The 16,918-nt window shown below is 44.5% G+C and carries 22 protein-coding genes; 11 read left to right on the forward strand and 11 right to left on the reverse strand.

Features of this window, described 5'->3' with window-relative positions; all coding sequences use genetic code 11:
- Nucleotides 1-343 precede the first annotated feature (343 nt).
- On the forward strand, nt 344-601 hold the full coding sequence (locus tag ADU22_RS20200) for a transcriptional regulator SplA domain-containing protein (RefSeq protein WP_053363776.1): 258 nt from the start codon (nt 344-346) through the stop codon (nt 599-601).
- Nucleotides 602-898: 297 nt separating this feature from the next.
- Here ADU22_RS20200 and ADU22_RS25070 read toward each other — a convergent pair whose 3' ends face one another.
- Both ADU22_RS25070 and ADU22_RS20205 read right to left on the reverse strand, forming a co-directional pair.
- Nucleotides 899-1,057 (reverse strand): hypothetical protein, encoded by a 159-nt coding sequence (locus tag ADU22_RS25070; RefSeq protein WP_197280092.1) that lies wholly within the window; start codon nt 1,055-1,057, stop codon nt 899-901.
- Between the two features lie 130 nt (nt 1,058-1,187).
- Nucleotides 1,188-1,397 (reverse strand): YozQ family protein, encoded by a 210-nt coding sequence (locus ADU22_RS20205; protein ID WP_053363777.1) that lies wholly within the window; start codon nt 1,395-1,397, stop codon nt 1,188-1,190.
- 175 nt (nt 1,398-1,572) lie between these two features.
- On the opposite strand from ADU22_RS20205, the gene ADU22_RS20210 reads away from it, so the two are divergent.
- A complete protein-coding gene (locus tag ADU22_RS20210) occupies nt 1,573-1,743 on the forward strand; it encodes a XapX domain-containing protein (protein WP_053363778.1) in 171 nt (56 codons plus the stop codon).
- 25 nt (nt 1,744-1,768) lie between these two features.
- On the opposite strand, the gene ADU22_RS20215 is transcribed toward ADU22_RS20210, so the two are convergent.
- Nucleotides 1,769-2,611, reverse strand: a complete 843-nt coding sequence (locus tag ADU22_RS20215) for a formate/nitrite transporter family protein (protein ID WP_053363779.1) — start codon at nt 2,609-2,611, stop codon at nt 1,769-1,771.
- Between the two features lie 205 nt (nt 2,612-2,816).
- Here ADU22_RS20215 and ADU22_RS20220 point away from each other — a divergent pair, with 205 nt between their 5' ends.
- Both ADU22_RS20220 and ADU22_RS20225 read left to right on the forward strand, forming a co-directional pair.
- Nucleotides 2,817-3,557 carry a Crp/Fnr family transcriptional regulator gene (locus tag ADU22_RS20220; RefSeq protein WP_286132337.1) on the forward strand — a complete coding sequence of 247 codons (741 nt, stop codon included), beginning with the start codon at nt 2,817-2,819 and terminating at the stop codon, nt 3,555-3,557.
- Nucleotides 3,558-3,615: 58 nt separating this feature from the next.
- A complete protein-coding gene (locus ADU22_RS20225) occupies nt 3,616-4,212 on the forward strand; it encodes an SCO family protein (protein ID WP_053363780.1) in 597 nt (198 codons plus the stop codon).
- Nucleotides 4,213-4,246: 34 nt separating this feature from the next.
- Here the strand turns inward: ADU22_RS20225 and ADU22_RS25455 are convergent, their stop codons facing one another.
- Nucleotides 4,247-4,381 (reverse strand): hypothetical protein, encoded by a 135-nt coding sequence (locus ADU22_RS25455; protein WP_277620288.1) that lies wholly within the window; start codon nt 4,379-4,381, stop codon nt 4,247-4,249.
- 250 nt (nt 4,382-4,631) lie between these two features.
- On the opposite strand from ADU22_RS25455, the gene ADU22_RS20230 reads away from it, so the two are divergent.
- Entirely contained in the window at nt 4,632-6,248 is a 1,617-nt protein-coding gene (locus tag ADU22_RS20230; RefSeq protein ID WP_053363781.1) for an ABC-F family ATP-binding cassette domain-containing protein, read from the forward strand.
- A gap of 64 nt (nt 6,249-6,312) precedes the next feature.
- Here the strand turns inward: ADU22_RS20230 and ADU22_RS24430 are convergent, their stop codons facing one another.
- A complete protein-coding gene (locus ADU22_RS24430) occupies nt 6,313-6,441 on the reverse strand; it encodes a YuzL family protein (protein ID WP_082252953.1) in 129 nt (42 codons plus the stop codon).
- A 113-nt stretch (nt 6,442-6,554) separates the two neighbouring features.
- Between ADU22_RS24430 and ADU22_RS20235 the strand changes: the two genes are divergently transcribed.
- Nucleotides 6,555-6,800, forward strand: coding sequence for a YkuS family protein (locus ADU22_RS20235; protein WP_053363782.1), 246 nt, complete (start codon nt 6,555-6,557; stop codon nt 6,798-6,800).
- Between the two features lie 113 nt (nt 6,801-6,913).
- On the opposite strand, the gene ADU22_RS20240 is transcribed toward ADU22_RS20235, so the two are convergent.
- Nucleotides 6,914-8,107, reverse strand: coding sequence for a DHH family phosphoesterase (locus ADU22_RS20240; protein ID WP_053363783.1), 1,194 nt, complete (start codon nt 8,105-8,107; stop codon nt 6,914-6,916).
- Between the two features lie 160 nt (nt 8,108-8,267).
- On the opposite strand from ADU22_RS20240, the gene ADU22_RS20245 reads away from it, so the two are divergent.
- The 3 genes from ADU22_RS20245 (at nt 8,268) to pflA (ending at nt 12,438) form a co-directional block, all read left to right on the forward strand.
- The gene (locus ADU22_RS20245; protein WP_053363784.1) at nt 8,268-8,717 is read left to right on the forward strand and encodes a cupredoxin domain-containing protein; all 450 of its coding nucleotides are present in this window, start codon (nt 8,268-8,270) and stop codon (nt 8,715-8,717) included.
- Nucleotides 8,718-9,080: 363 nt separating this feature from the next.
- Complete coding sequence (gene pflB / locus ADU22_RS20250) at nt 9,081-11,306, forward strand: formate C-acetyltransferase (protein WP_053363785.1); 2,226 nt, start codon at nt 9,081-9,083, stop codon at nt 11,304-11,306.
- Nucleotides 11,307-11,694: 388 nt separating this feature from the next.
- The gene (gene pflA, locus ADU22_RS20255; RefSeq protein ID WP_053363786.1) at nt 11,695-12,438 is read left to right on the forward strand and encodes a pyruvate formate-lyase-activating protein; all 744 of its coding nucleotides are present in this window, start codon (nt 11,695-11,697) and stop codon (nt 12,436-12,438) included.
- 103 nt (nt 12,439-12,541) lie between these two features.
- Here pflA and ADU22_RS20260 read toward each other — a convergent pair whose 3' ends face one another.
- The gene (locus ADU22_RS20260; protein ID WP_053363787.1) at nt 12,542-12,859 is read right to left on the reverse strand and encodes a hypothetical protein; all 318 of its coding nucleotides are present in this window, start codon (nt 12,857-12,859) and stop codon (nt 12,542-12,544) included.
- Nucleotides 12,860-13,387: 528 nt separating this feature from the next.
- On the opposite strand from ADU22_RS20260, the gene yidC reads away from it, so the two are divergent.
- On the forward strand, nt 13,388-14,164 hold the full coding sequence (gene yidC, locus ADU22_RS20265; RefSeq protein ID WP_053363788.1) for a membrane protein insertase YidC: 777 nt from the start codon (nt 13,388-13,390) through the stop codon (nt 14,162-14,164).
- Nucleotides 14,165-14,251: 87 nt separating this feature from the next.
- On the opposite strand, the gene ADU22_RS20270 is transcribed toward yidC, so the two are convergent.
- The 3 genes from ADU22_RS20270 to ADU22_RS20280 all read right to left on the reverse strand — a co-directional run bounded on the left by ADU22_RS20270 (nt 14,252) and on the right by ADU22_RS20280 (nt 15,127).
- Entirely contained in the window at nt 14,252-14,455 is a 204-nt protein-coding gene (locus ADU22_RS20270; protein WP_053363789.1) for a DUF6501 family protein, read from the reverse strand.
- A 52-nt stretch (nt 14,456-14,507) separates the two neighbouring features.
- Nucleotides 14,508-14,732 (reverse strand): hypothetical protein, encoded by a 225-nt coding sequence (locus ADU22_RS20275; protein WP_053363790.1) that lies wholly within the window; start codon nt 14,730-14,732, stop codon nt 14,508-14,510.
- Between the two features lie 122 nt (nt 14,733-14,854).
- Nucleotides 14,855-15,127, reverse strand: coding sequence for a hypothetical protein (locus ADU22_RS20280; RefSeq protein WP_053363791.1), 273 nt, complete (start codon nt 15,125-15,127; stop codon nt 14,855-14,857).
- A gap of 265 nt (nt 15,128-15,392) precedes the next feature.
- Here ADU22_RS20280 and sda point away from each other — a divergent pair, with 265 nt between their 5' ends.
- A complete protein-coding gene (gene sda, locus ADU22_RS20285; RefSeq protein ID WP_053363792.1) occupies nt 15,393-15,527 on the forward strand; it encodes a sporulation histidine kinase inhibitor Sda in 135 nt (44 codons plus the stop codon).
- A gap of 113 nt (nt 15,528-15,640) precedes the next feature.
- Here the strand turns inward: sda and odhB are convergent, their stop codons facing one another.
- Complete coding sequence (gene odhB / locus ADU22_RS20290; protein ID WP_053363793.1) at nt 15,641-16,912, reverse strand: 2-oxoglutarate dehydrogenase complex dihydrolipoyllysine-residue succinyltransferase; 1,272 nt, start codon at nt 16,910-16,912, stop codon at nt 15,641-15,643.
- Between the last annotated feature and the right edge of the window lie 6 nt (nt 16,913-16,918).

A 16,918-nucleotide genomic window follows, 5' to 3' on the forward strand; every position in this document is an offset into this window, starting at 1 on the left:
TCCCCTTCCTTTTTACCCATCCAACTTTTACCGCACAAAAGAGGGCCTACTAAAAGTGCGCTTCCCGCTTAAATGGCAAGTTTTCCTGATTGTGTTTAAGAATAAGGATGGAGAATACAGTAAATGTTAACAGCAAAAGGAGTTGGTTGCCATCACATACAGAGATAAGCCGAAACGAGAAGCCGCCACACCCACCCCATATGGCGGCATTGCGCCAAATGCAAATTTTCCGGGCGATTCAATAGATGAACATCGCAGACTGGAAAATGCCAACATTGATTTGACTGGTGATGAAATACGTCAGCAAAATGAGAATTTATGACTTTTCGGAAGGGAGAACTTAATGGATACCATAGAACCAAACGAGCTAAAACAGGGAGATGAAGTATTTGTCATCTACCACAATCCCCATGTTCCTTCAGTCGCCAATGTTAAGGCAGCCGAAATTGTGCCTCATCCGAAAGACCCGAATGCGCTTGCGCTGTTCATAAATGAAACATTCCATGTTATTGAGGATGATGACGCCCTGTTTGCCTCTGAAGACGCAGCTAAAAGGGCCTATGCGGATGCCTACGACCAGGACACTCCGTATTTGCATTAACAATGGACAATGTTTATTTCACTTAGCACCGGGTATGGAATATTGCATGCCACTATAGTAAGGAAGGGACTGGTAAGCATGAAAGTCTTAACAGCATCTTCACATCTTGTGATTGGCTATGCACTTGAAGAGGGCTTTGTGATTCTTAAAAAAAGGGGCACAGTTGCCGCCAACACTGTCAGACAAGGCAGTAAACTCAGATGTCCGTATCCAGTTTCCGCTAACTAAATCCCCCTAATGGATTTCCTGTAAGCTAGGTAATGGAAAAAGGCTGCATTCATGCAGCCTTTTTCCATATCACAAGTCGGATCTCCTGCCCGGCTCATCTTTCCCGCCAGTATCATTTCCTGTCGTCGCTGTATATCCCACCCGATAAACAAAGTCACGCTTCTGTTTCAGGGCTTTGGGCATTTTATACTGTGATTCATTGCTTTGGAACTCACCCTTGTTTGACATTTGCCCATCCTCCTAACAATCCGGGTTCACCATGGTTCCGTAACCCGCATCACTTGCTTTGCCGGCACCTAGATGCATCCACACAGAATAACCTTCTCTGAAAACACCTTCAAAAGAAGGTGTTGAAACATCACTCATAGCCTTTTCGAGGAATCCTGGTTTCTGATCCATCTTGCTGATTATCGATTACCGGATTGATTTCACCTTCTGTATAGGCATCGCTGACTTGTTCATGTGTAACCGCAAGCCCTGCGGACAGCGTATCATTCCGCTGATAATCCTCCACTTCATATTGACGGCCGGCAATTTCAAGATTTTCCTGCTCGTTTTGCTTCTTCATTTCTTCTCCTCCTTTCGGCTTCCCCTTAATTTCCTACAAAGAGAGAGAATCCATACACTTGTTAGCAGAAGAAAATAAGGGTTCTGCAATATGGGTGAATAGATTTGCCTTCTCGCATTAAAATAAGCATTAGCAAGAAAATGCTGTAAACATCTTAATTTTAGGCGGTGATTGGATGAAGGAGGTCATTTTAGCTTTATTGGCAGGTTTAATAGTGGGCATCCTCTTTAAAATGCTGAAGCTGCCAATACCCGCTCCACCCGTTTTGGCAGGAGTGATTGGAATTGTCGGAGTTTATTTGGGCGGAATAGCGGGAGAATGGCTGCAGGATTTTTTTCGCGGGTAGAGAAAAAGAACCGGCGCGGTTCTTTTTAATTGGATGTATGTGATAATACTTTTTGCTGATAAGCTTCTTCCGCTTCCGGTGTTTGTTTTGCTTTTTCCTTTTTTCGCGAAAGATAGACATAAAGATACCCTACAAACCCGGCACCTCCTGCAATATTTCCCAAAGTAACCGGCACCAGGTTATGGAAAAGGCCTATCATATTGACCGTTTCAGGATGCGGAACAAATAATGCAATGAGAAAGAGTGCCATATTGGCAACGCTGTGCTCAAAACCGGAAGCAACAAAAGCAAAAACGATGAGCATCATGCTGCCGATTTTTGCTCCGTCCCCCTTCACATGAAACGGAATCCAGTAAGCAGCGAGGCACACGAGCCAATTGCACAGCATCCCCCGGAAAAAGAGCTGGTAAGCAGGCGTGGACATCTTCACACCCGCTGCCTCCATGATAAACTGTGATTTTTCAGGAGAGCTGAATAAACCGGTAAAAGCAATAAGCATCGCAAAGATAAATGCCCCAATAAAATTGCCTATGTAACTGATTCCCCAGTTCTCAAATGTATCCCTGGCTGTGGTTTTCCCAGCCAAAGTGGACATAGCAAACACCATTGTATTTCCTGTAAACAACTCTGCTCCGCCATATATGATGAGGACAAGGGCGATTCCGAAAAAGATTGAACTGATTAAATAAGTTGCAGGAGAATGTACATCGTAAAATCCCTCTCCCAGCCGATAGGAAACCATGATGCCAAAACCAATATACACTCCGGCCAGCCCAGCCCTTATCAAATATTTCAGCGGGTCCTCCTGCCATAAAGCCTTTTTCTTCAACGCGGATTTTACTGCCAAGTTATGCGGGTCAGTACTCATGAAAAAGTCCCTTTCTATTTGTGATTTTTTTCACATATTTTATCTAAATTAATCATAGTACTCCCCTGCCCTTTTGTTAAGTGGCAGAAATTGAACGAAGTGTGACTTTTTTTACAGCGTTTTCAATTCACATAAAATGTTCACATTTTCTCTATTGACCTAGTGATTACATTTCTTTTTAATGAACATAGACAAAAGGAAAGAAATGATCGTTGTGATGAATGAAACAGGAATAGAGGTGAGGAAAGTGGGCCCGAAATATAAAAGCACAATAACCTATGAACTGGGTGAGCTGCTGAAAGCCTCAGATAGAAGTGTCAAACTCAAAAAAGGTACCTATTTATTCCAGGAAGGCCAGCCAGCAAAAGAAATGTTCATCCTCCTCTCCGGAAAGATCCAAATTTCAAAAATGAACGCGGAAGGAAAGGAATTGAACCTCCGATTATGTCAATACAATGATATTGTTGGAGAGCTGACACTCTTTACAGTGGATCCCAGATATTTATTCAATGCGAAAGTAATAGAATCCGGGGAAGCAGCAGCCATTAACATTGAAAATCTGGAAAAGGTATTATTCAATAACAGCAAGCTAGCCTATGAATTCATGAGGTGGATGAATGATCATTTCCGGAAGACAACCACAAAGTTCCGGGATCTCGTGCTTAACGGCAAGAAGGGGGCCTTATATTCCACTTTGATCCGCCTTTGTAACAGCTACGGCATCGTGAAGGAAACTGGTATCCTGATTGATGTTTCCCTAACCAACCAGGAACTCGCCAATTATTGCGGAACCGCACGGGAAAGTGTCAGCAGAATGCTTGGCGAATTAAGGGACGAAGGGATTATCTCCATTGATCGGAAAAAGATCATCGTTCACAGCATCCAGCACTTAAAGACAGAGATTGACTGTGAGAATTGCCCAATAGAATTCTGCAATATTGAATAGCGGCATCCTCAAGCACTATAACGGCGATTTACGCGCCATATGATGGGAGAGCAGCAAGTTGAAGAAAATCTATATAATTTGCGGACTGATTATCCTGCTGGGAATAGGCAGCGGCATTGCCTTTTTAATGGTCAGGGACGCCAGCGCACAGATTCCAGAGGATATCACCCTTATGACACACAATCAGGAAGACTACCGCTTCGGCGACAGCAAGAAGATTAAGCTTGTAGAATTTATTTATACCCACTGTCCGGACATCTGTCCAACCACTACACAAAAAATGAATCTGCTCAAACAGGACCTACAGGATGAAGGTGTATTCGGAAGCAAGGTCGAATTTATCACAATCACGATTGACCCTTATCGTGACACGCCGGAAATCATGCAGAAATATATGGAGGCTTTTGAGATCGCGGATGATGGGAGCTGGCTGATGCTCACAGGCGATCCTGCTAACATTAAAGAAGAGCAAACCAAAATCAGGGAAGTGGCAGACCAATTCCAGTTCCAGTACAAGGATCCCGGTAATGGATTCTTTGTCCATAGCACTTTTACCTATTTAATTGATGAAAACAATAAATTCATAAAAAAATTCCCCATGGGCGAGGAATTCAATAAAGACGAAGTCTATGAAAAAATCATGAGGGAACTATAAAAAAGCGGCGAGATGCTTTTTCTCACCGCTTTTTCTAATGCGAGTTCACTGTAGGATGTTCCTTATTCTGCTGCAGGGAGAAACACTCAGACTTTGGCTTGGTAAGGCTGACTTTTACCCCTGATTCTTTCAGACGGTTCACGATATCAACCAGCTGCTGTTTAGCCATTCGCAAAAACTCCTTTAACGACCTCTTTGTCTATCATTTTACCTCATACAGATGATAAATGTGTGAAGATGAGCAAAAAAATTGAAATTTTTTTCAGGTTAGGTAAATCGTTCATCCATTTCTGCTTGCTGCTTTTCTTTTCCCCAATGGAAAGGGATAAAACCTATATTTTACAAATATAAGGGAAGAATTCGCACTGCCATCCGGTATATGGTATAATGCTGTGGATTATGGTTAATGGAGGATTACAATGATTACAGTTAATAATGTGAGCTTGAGGTACGGGGACCGCAAGCTTTTTGAAGATGTAAACATAAAGTTCAGCCCTGGCAATTGTTATGGACTGATTGGAGCGAACGGCGCCGGAAAGTCCACTTTCCTAAAAATCCTGTCCGGTGAAATTGAAGCCCAGACAGGGACTGTCTCCTTAACACCCGGGGAGCGCCTTGCTGTTTTAAAACAGAACCATTTTGAATATGAAGAAGTAGAAGTGATTAAAGTTGTGATTATGGGTCATGCCCGTCTATTTGAAATCATGCAGGAAAAAGATGCTATTTATATGAAAGCAGATTTCACGGATGAGGACGGCATGAGAGCTGCTGAACTTGAAGGCGAATTTGCCGAGCTTAACGGCTGGGAAGCTGAGTCCGAAGCAGCCATTCTCCTAAAGGGATTGGGAATTGGCGAGGATCTCCATAATAAGAAAATGGCTGACCTGGATGGCGGAGAAAAAGTAAAAGTCCTGCTTGCACAGGCTCTGTTTGGCAAACCTGACGTCCTCCTTTTGGATGAGCCGACCAACCACCTTGATATTAAAGCGATTCAGTGGCTGGAAGAGTTCCTGATCAACTTTGAAAATACAGTGATTGTGGTATCCCACGACCGTCACTTCCTGAATAAGGTATGTACTCATATTGCCGACCTTGATTTCAGCAAGATTCAAATTTATGTCGGCAACTATGACTTCTGGTATGAGTCAAGCCAGCTTGCTACGAAGATGGCTCAGGATGCCAACCGCAAAAAGGAAGAAAAAATTAAGGAACTTCAGGCCTTTATTGCCAGGTTCAGTGCGAATGCATCCAAGTCGAAGCAGGCTACTTCCAGGAAAAAACTACTCGATAAAATTTCCCTTGATGATATCAGACCTTCCTCCCGACGCTACCCATACGTCAATTTTGCGATTGAGCGCGAAATCGGCAATGACCTGCTGCGTGTAGAAGGACTGTCAAAAACAATCGATGGCGAAAAAGTTCTCGACAATATTTCCTTTGTCATGAATAAAGATGACAAAATCGCCCTGGTCGGCAAAAACGAACTCGCCAAAACAACCCTGTTTAAAATCCTGATGGGAGAAATGGAGCCGGACAGCGGAAGCTTCAAATGGGGCATTACAACCAGCCAGGCCTACTTCCCCAAAGATAATTCACAGTATTTCGAAGGGTCCGACCTAAGTCTTGTCGATTGGCTTAGGCAGTTTTCACCGAAGGATGACAGCGAAAGCTTCCTGCGCGGTTTTCTGGGAAGGATGCTTTTCTCCGGTGATGAAGTGCTAAAGAAAGCCAGCGTCCTGTCTGGCGGTGAAAAGGTCCGCTGCATGCTGTCAAAAATGATGCTGTCAGGCTCCAATGTCCTGATTTTGGATGAGCCAACTAACCACCTCGACCTCGAGTCGATAACGGCGTTGAATAATGGTCTAATGAATTTTAAAGGTTCCCTGCTCTTCTCGTCCCATGACCACCAGTTTGTCCAGACGATTGCAAACCGGATTTTTGAAATCACCCCTTCTGGCCTAGTGGATAAACAAATGAGCTATGATGAATACTTGGAAAACCAGGAACTGCAGCAGCAAGTAGCGCAAATGTACTAGGAAAGCGGCAGCGCCTTATCATTAATAAGCAAGAGCCCGGGACTCCCGGGCCCTTTCATTTTACTTATTGCTTTTTTTGTTTATTTCGTGATGAGGGCGCCTTTACACCGGATTCATGATTCGTTGTTCCCTGTCCTTCTACCTGGGGAGAGTTCAAACCGATTGTTGACGGGTCATGTTTACGCTTGGACATACATCCACCTCCATGATTATTAGTTTGCATGCTGGCTGCAATTATATGCAGATGTCCTCCACGAATAATTTACCTTCTGCACGGAAACCTTATTCAAGGAGGAGGTGTGTCAAATGGCAAGAGTTGGTGTTGAACAATCCTTAACAAATGTATCGGAAGCTCTGCGCGAAAAAGGCTACGACGTCATCGAGCTTCGTCAGGAAACAGATGCGCAGGGATGTGACTTCTGTGTAGTGACAGGAATTGACTCAAACATTATGGGAATGCAGGATACGGTTACGCAAGGTTCGGTCATTGAAGCAAACGGCCTTTCCGCTGATGAGGTTTGCCGCATGGTTGACCAAAGGATGGGCAAATAGGAAAACCTTCGAAAAACTGCCTTCTTAGGCAGTTTTTTATTATGCCATTACAGCTGTTGGGCGCTCGACCCCTCACCAATAAAGGCATCCTCCGCGGCGGGGATGCCCTATTTCTATTGTTTTTTGCTGATATAACTATTGGCCAGAAATTTTACAAAGACGTCATCCTTTATAAGGGCGGCGCCGTGGCGACGTTTGATTTCCCGCTCTGCTTCTTTGAAACTGGAGAACTTCAAATATTCCTTGCCGTCCCTTTCTACTCTCCAGTTCCCTTCTGACTCGAAATAAATAAAAAATGTTTCTCCTTGGTTATTTTCATAAAGGCTGCCGTATTCCGACTCCTTTAAGTTGTGGACATTTCTTGATGAATCGATTCTAATTGATGACAGCGGGAAAACCTCTTTGACAAATACTCTGAAGCCTTCCTCAGTCAGTGGACATCCTGCCGCTTTTGCATGGCCTCCTCCCCCGAACTGGCCCGCCACGGCTGAAACATCAATATCATCGTGGATCGTCCTGAGGCTTACTTTTTTCCCTCCCATGTTGATAATCGCAATATAATCCAGGTGTGTATGTTCCTTGCCCAGTTCATTGCCCAGCTCCGAATGGTAGGATTCCGCATGTACGATTCCTGCGCACTTGCCCGCTATAGTGGTTTGTACCAGCTCCCTGCCCTTGCGCCGGATATATCTTCCAATTTTCTCATCTTCCATTTTCAAAAGCTGTGCCTCAAACTCATCAAATCCAAATTGCTCACTCTCGGCAAGGCGCTGAACCATCCTTTGTTCAAACTCGTCAATCGAAAGCAGGTAAAACAAGTCATTCAATTGTTTGGCTTTTACATTATTATTTTCATCCCATTCCCAGGTATCATACTGGCGCACCAGCTCGACAAATTCCGAAATCGGACCACCACTTTCAAGCTTCCCTGAGCGGATGAGTTCGTCATAAAACAATGAAGTCGCAGATGCAAGCCTCCCATCCMCGTATTCCACTGTCACCTTGGCCCAGCTGAAATCGTTTAAGTGAAGCGCACTTTTATGATGGTCAATCAGTTTAACAGAAACACCAGAATCAACAAGCACATCCATTTTCAAGGCATTTTCTTCATTTACAGTGAGATCGGTAATATAAAGTCCACTCATTTCAGCCGCACTTTCATCCAGCCGCTCCAAAAATCGCGAAAGCTGAAAATTCAAACCGGAAATAGAATTGTAACGTACATCGCTTTCTTCAGAATAAGCAAGCCTTGCCAGGATGCCGCAGCCTACCCCATCAAGATCGTTATGGGTGAATACATGAATCATGCCCCTTTTCCTCCCATTTATAAAATACCTCTCTTATTTTGGTGGATAAAAAAAATTCTATGCAAACCCTAATTTTAATTGCCAACGAAAAAAAGTAGACAAGTTTCCGAAGACCTTGAGCATATGATGAATCAAGGCTATTAAAAAGGAGATGAAGCTTGTGCATTTTTTGGTCATAAAAAAGCAGTATGTATTCATAGCCATCATGATTTTGGCAGTTCTTACAGCAGGCTCAAATTGGCTACTTAAGGACCCGGTTTCCGAGACAGCTGCACTTCCAGGTTCCGGAAAAGCGCGGGAGATCCATTTGGTTACTGGCGAGTTTTCAGCCACCACTCCTGCAGGCAAAAAAATCGAGGCGTATCGCTGGGATCCCGGAGCGATCCTGCTCGAGAAAGACGAGAAAGTGAATCTTATTATCTATGGTGTGAATGGAATGGAGCATCCATTCATTATTGAAGGAACAGATATTAAGGGCACGGTAAAACAAGGAGAAGAAACAGTCGTTCCATTACAGTTTGCGAAGGAAGGAGTGTACAGGCTGATTTGTCTAACTCATCCCGACAAGGACAGAAATGGCCCGATGATTGCGTATATAGTGGTAGATTAATTGAGCACAAAGGCAGGAGAATTCTCTCCTGCCTTTGTGCTTTTTATCACTTCATTTCACAAAACATTCATAACCACCTTAAAACCTTGCAAATCTTGTTTGTTATAATATATTTAGCTCCAATAAATGAATCATAATTATTTGTCTCCTTCTATATAACAAGGTCAAAAACACCCATATAGATATAGTACAGACAACCTAAAATCTATTTGTCTATTTTTAAAAAAACGCTTAAGCAATTGATATCATCGGATTGTTAACTATTTCACAAATTCGTCACAGCAAAACTGTTACATTAGTAGTATGATATAAGTGTAGCAACTGTTATATATCCGAACAAACTTAATTTTGAGGTGAATGACAATGGAACAATGGAAAGGTTTTAAAAACGGAACTTGGCAAAAAGAAATCAATGTCCGTGACTTTATCCTGAATAACTTCAAACAATACAATGGCGATGATTCTTTCCTGGAAAAAGCGACCGACTCGACAAATGACTTGTGGAAACAGGTTATGGACCTTACAAGTCAGGAGCGCGAAAAAGGCGGTGTCCTGGATATGGATACCGAAATCGTCTCAACGATCACTTCCCATGGACCCGGATATCTGGACAAAGGAAAAGAGACGATTGTAGGCGTTCAGACGGACGAACCTTTCAAACGCTCCATGCAGCCTTTTGGCGGAATCAGGATGGCCAAAGCATCGCTTGAATCCTACGGATACGAATTGAATAAAGAAGTAGAACGGATTTTTACAGACTTCCGCAAAACTCATAATCAAGGTGTGTTTGATGCCTATACCAAAGAAATGGTCCTCGCCCGTAAAGCAGGTATCATTACCGGCCTTCCAGATGCCTACGGCCGCGGCCGCATCATTGGCGACTATCGCCGGGTAGCCTTGTATGGAGTGGACTTCCTCATGGAGGAAAAGAAGAAGGACCATCAGTCCACCAGCCAAATCATGACGGAAGACAACATCCGCCTAAGGGAAGAGATTTCAGAACAATACCGTGCCCTTAATGAATTGAAACAGCTTGCAGAAAGCTATGGCTTTGACATCTCCAAACCGGCAACCAATGCAAAAGAGGCCTTCCAGTGGCTTTACTTCGCTTACCTGGCAGCCATCAAGGAACAAAACGGAGCAGCCATGAGCCTTGGGCGTGTGTCCACATTCCTTGATATCTACATTGAGCGCGATCTTCAGAATGGCACACTTACAGAGCAGGAAGCACAGGAATTGGTGGACCATTTTGTGATGAAGCTTCGCCTGGTCAAGTTTTCCAGAACTCCTGACTACAACGAACTTTTCAGCGGGGACCCTACCTGGGTGACTGAATCCATTGGCGGTATGGCTCAGGACGGACGCGCTCTGGTTACTAGAAATTCGTTCCGCTTCCTTCATACCCTGGATAATCTCGGACCAGCGCCAGAGCCAAACCTAACCGTGCTTTGGTCCACCCAGCTTCCGGAGAATTTTAAAAAGTACTGCGCGAAAATGTCGATCCAAACGAGTTCAATCCAGTACGAGAACGATGATATCATGCGCCCTGAGTATGGCGATGATTATGGAATTGCCTGCTGTGTATCCGCGATGGAAATCGGCAAGCAGATGCAATTCTTCGGCGCCCGTGCCAACTTGGCTAAAGCCCTGCTTTATGCGATTAATGGCGGAGTGGATGAAAAGCTGAAAACTCAGGTGGCTCCTGCTTACAGCCCGATTACTTCCGACATCCTTGACTATGATGAAGTGATGGCTAAATTCGATAATATGATGGAATGGCTCGCAGGGCTTTATATCAACACCCTGAACATCATCCACTATATGCATGACAAATACAGTTATGAGCGCATTGAAATGGCTCTGCATGATACGGAAATCCTTCGCACCATGGCAACTGGAATTGCCGGACTGAGTGTGGTGGCCGACTCCTTAAGCGCCATAAAATATGCAACAGTAAAAGTCATCCGTGATGAAAACGGCCTGGCCGTAGACTTTGAGACTGAAGGCGACTTCCCTAAATACGGAAACAATGATGACCGCGTTGACAGCATTGCTGTCGAACTGGTGAAAAACTTCATGAACAAGCTGAAGAAACACCCTACCTACCGCGGTTCCGTTCATACCATGTCCATCCTGACCATTACATCCAATGTGGTGTACGGCAAAAAGACAGGTAATACTCCCGATGGACGCCGTGCCGGCGAACCTTTCGCACCAGGAGCCAATCCAATGCATGGCCGTGATACAAAAGGAACTCTTGCTTCCCTTTCTTCTGTTGCAAAGCTGCCTTATGAGTATGCATTGGACGGCATATCCAATACGTTCTCCATTGTGCCTAAGGCCCTCGGGAAAGAGGAAAACGGAAGAATCAGCAACCTTGTTGCCATCCTGGACGGCTATGCAGCCAAGACGGGGCACCACCTGAACGTCAACGTCTTTAACCGTGAAACCTTGCTGGATGCAATGGAGCATCCGGAAGAGTATCCGCAGCTGACCATCCGTGTTTCCGGATATGCGGTCAATTTCATCAAGCTGACACGCGAACAGCAGCTGGACGTCATCAACCGGACATTCCATGAAACCATGTAGGAGAGCGTAAGCGCCTTCGGAACAATCTAAAAGCGGATTGTTCCTGCGATGCTAATTCTTAGAAGCTTTCCTTAGTGCTCAGCCCCGACCAGCATAAGACGATCCAGAATAGAAGGCGTTCTTTGCCTTCAATTCTGGAGTGGCTTATGACTCGAGCTGCTCAAAGCTACGCTTCTCGCAAGATACTCTAGAAGTTTATTCGAGGATGAAAACTGGCTAGGCGCTGGAGCTGGACCGTTATCTAAGTGCTCCTCTTTATACTATCTTATCTTTGTAACACAAGGAGCTTCCTCCCCTTGGGGAAGCTCCAGCCATTTAATTAAGCTGGCTCTTCTCCCCGAAAAGGAGGCTGGATGCCAACTTCTATCCTGAAAGGAGTTCTTCAATCATGATTGGAAACATTCATTCTATCGAAACATTAGGCACAGTGGACGGACCGGGAATAAGGTATATAGTGTTTACGCAGGGCTGCCTTCTCCGCTGCCAGTTTTGCCATAATGCTGATACCTGGGAAATAGGAACAGGGAAACAAATGAGTGTTTCTGAAATCATTGAAGATTTGAAGTCCTACCTTCCATTTATCGAGGCATCCGGCGGCGGAATCACCGTCAGCGGCGGAGAGCCATTGCTGCAAATTCCGTTTCTGATTGAGCTGTTCAAAGAGTGCAAAAAGCTTGGGGTCCATACAACAATCGACTCTTCAGGCGGCTGTTATTCAACAAGTCCCCTTTTCCAATCCCAGCTTGCCGAGCTGCTGGAGTACACCGATTTGATTTTATTGGACCTTAAGCAAATAGACCGTGAAAAGCATAAGAAACTGACGGGATTAACCAACGAGCACATCCTTAGCTTTGCACGCTTCCTTTCTGATCGCCGGGTTCCAATTTGGGTACGCCATGTACTTGTGCCTGGCATCACGGATTCACCGGATGATTTACAGCAGTTGGGCGATTTTATCGGAAGTCTGCAAAATGTGGCCAAGGTGGAAGTTCTCCCCTATCATAAACTGGGCGTCTATAAATGGGAGGCCCTGGGACTTGAGTATCCCCTTAAAGAGGTAGACCCTCCCGGTGAGGAAAGTGTTGAGAAAGCTTACAGCCTGTTAACCTCCAAAATTGGCAATCTCAATTAGAACAGGCACAGCAACAGGTATATAAAATGGAGCAGGAGTTGCCAGCATTTGCTGCTCTCCTGCTCCATCGTTTTGTGGATATGAGCATGAATCTATGAATCAATTAAAGTATGTTTTCCTGGGTGAGATATTCTGGCTCGCAGTTTATGCAGACAGCATCTTCGAAATCCGTTACATTCACATCAGCGGGATTATATTTTATTCCGCACAGGTCGCATAAGACCATTTCTTCCGCTTCTGGTTCCGCAGCCAAAGGAATGGAGTCATTTACTTTTAATTCGGTTACCCAAATTCCATTAATATTTCTCATTTCTGACTGCAGGTATTCTTTTGCAGCTTCTTCTGTTTCCCAGACTCCCCGGTCCCACAGCATTTCGTTTGCATCGCCTGCCTGGACCATCAGTCCATATACTTTTTTCATCGCAGTTTCCCCTTTCAATAGCTGCCAGTCTTGAAAACTCCAAGAAAAGCTTTCCTTGGTTGTTCCTATATTCTTAGCCTGTTTTCCAAACTTTAAAACCAAATTACCGCCGGTAAGACTCGGATCCGCTCGAGCGAGATTTGGCACGGTGTTTCCATATCCGGTTTAAATCGTTTATACTAGGACTATGCTTTTATTGTGGAAGCAAAATCGAGGTGATCATTATGTTCGAACTTTATCACGGACTTGAATTTACCGTTTATTATCCTCTATATATTAGCGCCTTGCTAAGCGTTACACTTTGTGTACTTTGGAAGCTGAATGTTGACAGCCTTCTGGTTCATTCTTCCCTTCAAAGAACACAAGTCAGGCTTTCAGCATCTGATTCAGCTTTTATTGCCCTAGCGGGGCTTGCACTCAATAGAACGATCCTAATCCTGAAAACAGTAAAATTGAAAATCAGTGCTGATGATGAGGACAACCATTTTTCTCCCTCTATTAAAATGAATGAAAACCAGGAGGAGAAAAATGAAAAAAATATCCATGTCAGTATTATCCCTGGCTGCAGCAGCTGTGGTTTTAACAGGCTGCCAGGCAGCGGGCGGGGAAACGACATTTTTCCGAAGCACACTTGTATTGCCCTTTGAAAAACTAATCCATCTGTTTGCCGACTTGACACATGGCAGTTTCGGACTGGCCATCATCCTGATCACTGTTTTGCTGAGAATGGTGCTGATGCCTTTAATGCTCAGGCAATATAAGACCCAGCAAAGCATGAAGGGTAAGATGGATAAATTAAAGCCTGAACTGGATGATATCCAGAAAAGGCTGAAAGCCACAAAGGATGAAAAAGAGCAGCAAAAGCTGCAGCAGGAAATGATGGCGCTCTACCAAAAGCACGGGGTGAACCCGCTCAATGCGGGCTGCCTGCCACTGTTGATCCAGATGCCAATCTTGATGGGATTATATTACGCCATATCAGAATCCCATGAAATTGCGACACATTCCTTTCTTTGGTTCAACCTCGGCCAGCCTGATATATGGATCACCGCTGCAGCAGGAGCAGTCTATCTCCTGCAATTCAAGATTTCCCAAGCCAACCTTGCTCCTGAGCAGCAAAAACAGCTAAAGTTCATGGGCCTGCTTTCTCCAGTGATGATTGTTCTTTTCTCCCTTAATGCACCTGCTGCCCTTCCGCTTTATTGGACTGTCGGCGGAGCGTTTCTGATCCTTCAGACCTTTATCTCAAGGAGACTTTACAGTGAAAGGGCCAGCGAAGCACCTCCACACGCTGAAAAAGCCTGAGAAGGTCACAGAAGGTTTCATATGAACAGCAGTTGCCAAATACGAAAAAGAGCTGTCAACTTTAAGTGACAGCTCTTTTTCATTGTTTTATGCATTTGTGAAGTACTCCTTGTAATAGCCTCCGACTTTGCCGGAGTTATCGATGATGAAGTAAAACTCATCGCTTTCGTTTTTGACCTCATATTCTTTTCCGGCGGTCAGCACACGGTTGACAATGTATTTGTTAGCATTCGTGTGCAGGCATTTTACTTTTTTTATGGTTTGGCGTTCATGCCAGTCTAAGTGAATCATGTTCAGCATCTCCTTTATCTCTTCCAATATAGTATAAAGAAGATAACTGTCTCTATGCAACTTCATTTTCGCTGGTATCTGATCCAATCGCGCCGGTCGTTTCGCGAATTGCCAGTMCCCCCGCCTGTTCAAACGTAAACATTTCTCCTGTAAGGATGTTTTTAAGGGTGATATAACAAACATCACAAATGTTATCCATTCTAATAAAGCGCAAAAATGAAAAGTGAGATCCACGGTAAACCACTTCATATATTCCATTTTCGCTAAATAAATTCATTGTTTTAATCCCTCTTTCCCAGATGTTTTACCTAGGTGATAGTGTCTGTGTTCTCTTTACCACAAATATTGCTTGGTTTAAACATCCTGGGAGCAAGGATTAACAAAACCTTTATTTTATGCTTACACAGATTCCCTTGTTCCTTTTTCCCCTTTCAGCAAGGGTTTGAAAATCATGCTGGCCAAGACGAACAGCGGGATGAGCGCGGCGATCGTAAAGCCAAGCGCGTAGCCCGGGATGGCTTCCTTCGCCACACGTTCCACAATTTCAATACCCATGAAAGATATGGCTAATCCGCTTCCATCCACCTGCCCCATTATCGACCATAGATTGATTCCTTTTATAAGTAGAAGGAGGCTGAACGATAGTAAAAATAACGACAAAATATATTTCAATTAGCTAACCTCCATGTTTTTAAAATCATCATTACCACTATTTCTATAGTCAATTATATGGAATTACCTTTTGGATTTATATAGATGTCACAGGATTTTCACATATCCTGTGAACAGCTCCGCCATATTTAAGGAAAAACTTTCCACCCGCTTGCGAAAAAAAATTATCGTTTATGGGTTTTCAAATGCTTCATAAACCTTTACAATAAATTTAAACTTAATAAAAAATTAAATATTCAAACCATTCTACCGAGGAGGAATGCAAATGAAAATTATGAGCAATGAACAGTTGGTGGTCTCATATCGCGATGCATTAAAGTCGGAAAGTGATAAGGAATGGGCAAAAATACTTAAAGATGAGATATCAAGAAGAGGTTTAAGACCGTTTAAGGTCCGTTAACAATTAAAGAGGAAATCGCCGCAGCCTGCGGCGATTTTTTCATTCCATCGTAACTGCCATCTCCAGCACCAACAAACAAAACTCCGGACAAAAGTCCGGAGTTCTTTGGTTCGTCAGCTTCCAAATAGCAGTGATTCAGGATCTTCAATGAGTTCCTTGACTCTTTTCAGGAATGTGACAGCTTCCTTCCCATCAACGATCCGATGGTCATAGGAAAGGGCAATATACATCATTGGACGGTTTTCCATCCTGTCTTTGTCAATAGCGACCGGGCGAAGCTGGATGGTATGCATACCAAGTATTCCAACCTGCGGGCCATTTAAAATTGGGGTGGAAAGCAGCGATCCGAATACACCGCCGTTTGTAATCGTAAATGTACCTCCCTGAAGGTCGCTTAAGCTTAGTTTATTCGTCCGTGCTTTTTCAGCCAGCTCTCCAAGACTTCCTTCAAGCTCGGCAAAGTTCTTCCTGTCCGCGTCCCTGATGACCGGTACAACGAGACCTTCGTCGGTCGATACGGCAACGCCGATATCATAAAATTTCTTGAGGACAAGCTCGTCTCCCTGAATTTCCGCGTTCAAATATGGAGTCTTCTTCAGTGCGGCCACAACGGCTTTTGTGAAGAATGACATGAAACCAAGTTTTACATCGTTTTCTTCATAAAAACGATCCTTCCACTTTTTCCTCAGTTCCATGACTGCCGTCATATCAACTTCGTTAAAGGTTGTCAGCATTGCCGCTGTCTGCTGCACCTCAACGAGCCTGTTGGCAATGGTCTGCCGGCGGCGCGACATCCGGATGCGCTCTACAGGCTTGCCGCTTTCTGCAGCTGGCTTGGACGGCTGCTTGTTTTGGGAAGCGGAAGGCTTTGGTGCAGATTCTGCCTTTGCCGGCTCAAAATTGGACACATCCTGTTTGCGGACTCTGCCTAATGGATCGGCCGCATTGATTTCACTTAAATCAATACCCTTTTCCCTGGCAAGCTTCCTGGCTGCCGGAGTTGCGATAACCCGTTCCCCTGCTCCCGCAGGCTTGGACTCTTCCACAGCCTGCGCTGGGGCATCCCCAGCATCCGCAGCTGGTTCAGAGGCTTTCTCTCCCTGGCTACCGGCATCAGACCCACCCTTGCCAGATGGGATGTCTGCAGCTCCTTCCTCGCTGATCACGGCAATTGTTTCTCCTACCTGTACGGTGTCGCCTTCCTCCGCCTTTAGCTCGGCCAGGACTCCTTCGTGTTCAGAGATAATCTCCACGTTTACTTTATCGGTTTCAAGCTCAACAATATATTCCCCTTTGCTTACAGCATCACCCGGTTTTTTCAGCCACTGGGCGATTGTTCCTTCACTTATTGTTTCTGCCAATTCCGGAACCTTGATTTCTGCCACCTTTGT

The organism is Bacillus sp. FJAT-27251, assembly GCF_001273925.1.
Taxonomy (GTDB): domain Bacteria; phylum Bacillota; class Bacilli; order Bacillales; family Cytobacillaceae; genus Mesobacillus_B.

Excerpts from the sequence above, each read along its gene's own strand:
- yidC (WP_053363788.1), top strand. The coding sequence starts at position 13,388 with ATGAAAAAAATATCCATGTCAGTATTATCCCTGGCTGCAGCAGCTGTG.
- ADU22_RS20235 (WP_053363782.1), top strand. The coding sequence starts at position 6,555 with ATGGCAAGAGTTGGTGTTGAACAATCCTTAACAAATGTATCGGAAGCT.
- pflA (WP_053363786.1), top strand. The coding sequence starts at position 11,695 with ATGATTGGAAACATTCATTCTATCGAAACATTAGGCACAGTGGACGGA.
- ADU22_RS20210 (WP_053363778.1), top strand. The coding sequence starts at position 1,573 with ATGAAGGAGGTCATTTTAGCTTTATTGGCAGGTTTAATAGTGGGCATC.
- ADU22_RS20200 (WP_053363776.1), top strand. The coding sequence starts at position 344 with ATGGATACCATAGAACCAAACGAGCTAAAACAGGGAGATGAAGTATTT.
- ADU22_RS25455 (WP_277620288.1), bottom strand. The coding sequence starts at position 4,381 with ATGGCTAAACAGCAGCTGGTTGATATCGTGAACCGTCTGAAAGAATCA.
- ADU22_RS20260 (WP_053363787.1), bottom strand. The coding sequence starts at position 12,859 with ATGAAAAAAGTATATGGACTGATGGTCCAGGCAGGCGATGCAAACGAA.
- ADU22_RS20215 (WP_053363779.1), bottom strand. The coding sequence starts at position 2,611 with ATGAGTACTGACCCGCATAACTTGGCAGTAAAATCCGCGTTGAAGAAA.
- ADU22_RS25070 (WP_197280092.1), bottom strand. The coding sequence starts at position 1,057 with ATGTCAAACAAGGGTGAGTTCCAAAGCAATGAATCACAGTATAAAATG.
- ADU22_RS20270 (WP_053363789.1), bottom strand. The coding sequence starts at position 14,455 with ATGATTCACTTAGACTGGCATGAACGCCAAACCATAAAAAAAGTAAAA.
- ADU22_RS24430 (WP_082252953.1), bottom strand. The coding sequence starts at position 6,441 with ATGTCCAAGCGTAAACATGACCCGTCAACAATCGGTTTGAACTCTCCC.
- ADU22_RS20220 (WP_286132337.1), top strand. The coding sequence starts at position 2,817 with ATGATCGTTGTGATGAATGAAACAGGAATAGAGGTGAGGAAAGTGGGC.
- ADU22_RS20230 (WP_053363781.1), top strand. The coding sequence starts at position 4,632 with ATGATTACAGTTAATAATGTGAGCTTGAGGTACGGGGACCGCAAGCTT.
- sda (WP_053363792.1), top strand. The coding sequence starts at position 15,393 with ATGAAAATTATGAGCAATGAACAGTTGGTGGTCTCATATCGCGATGCA.
- pflB (WP_053363785.1), top strand. The coding sequence starts at position 9,081 with ATGGAACAATGGAAAGGTTTTAAAAACGGAACTTGGCAAAAAGAAATC.
- ADU22_RS20205 (WP_053363777.1), bottom strand. The coding sequence starts at position 1,397 with ATGAAGAAGCAAAACGAGCAGGAAAATCTTGAAATTGCCGGCCGTCAA.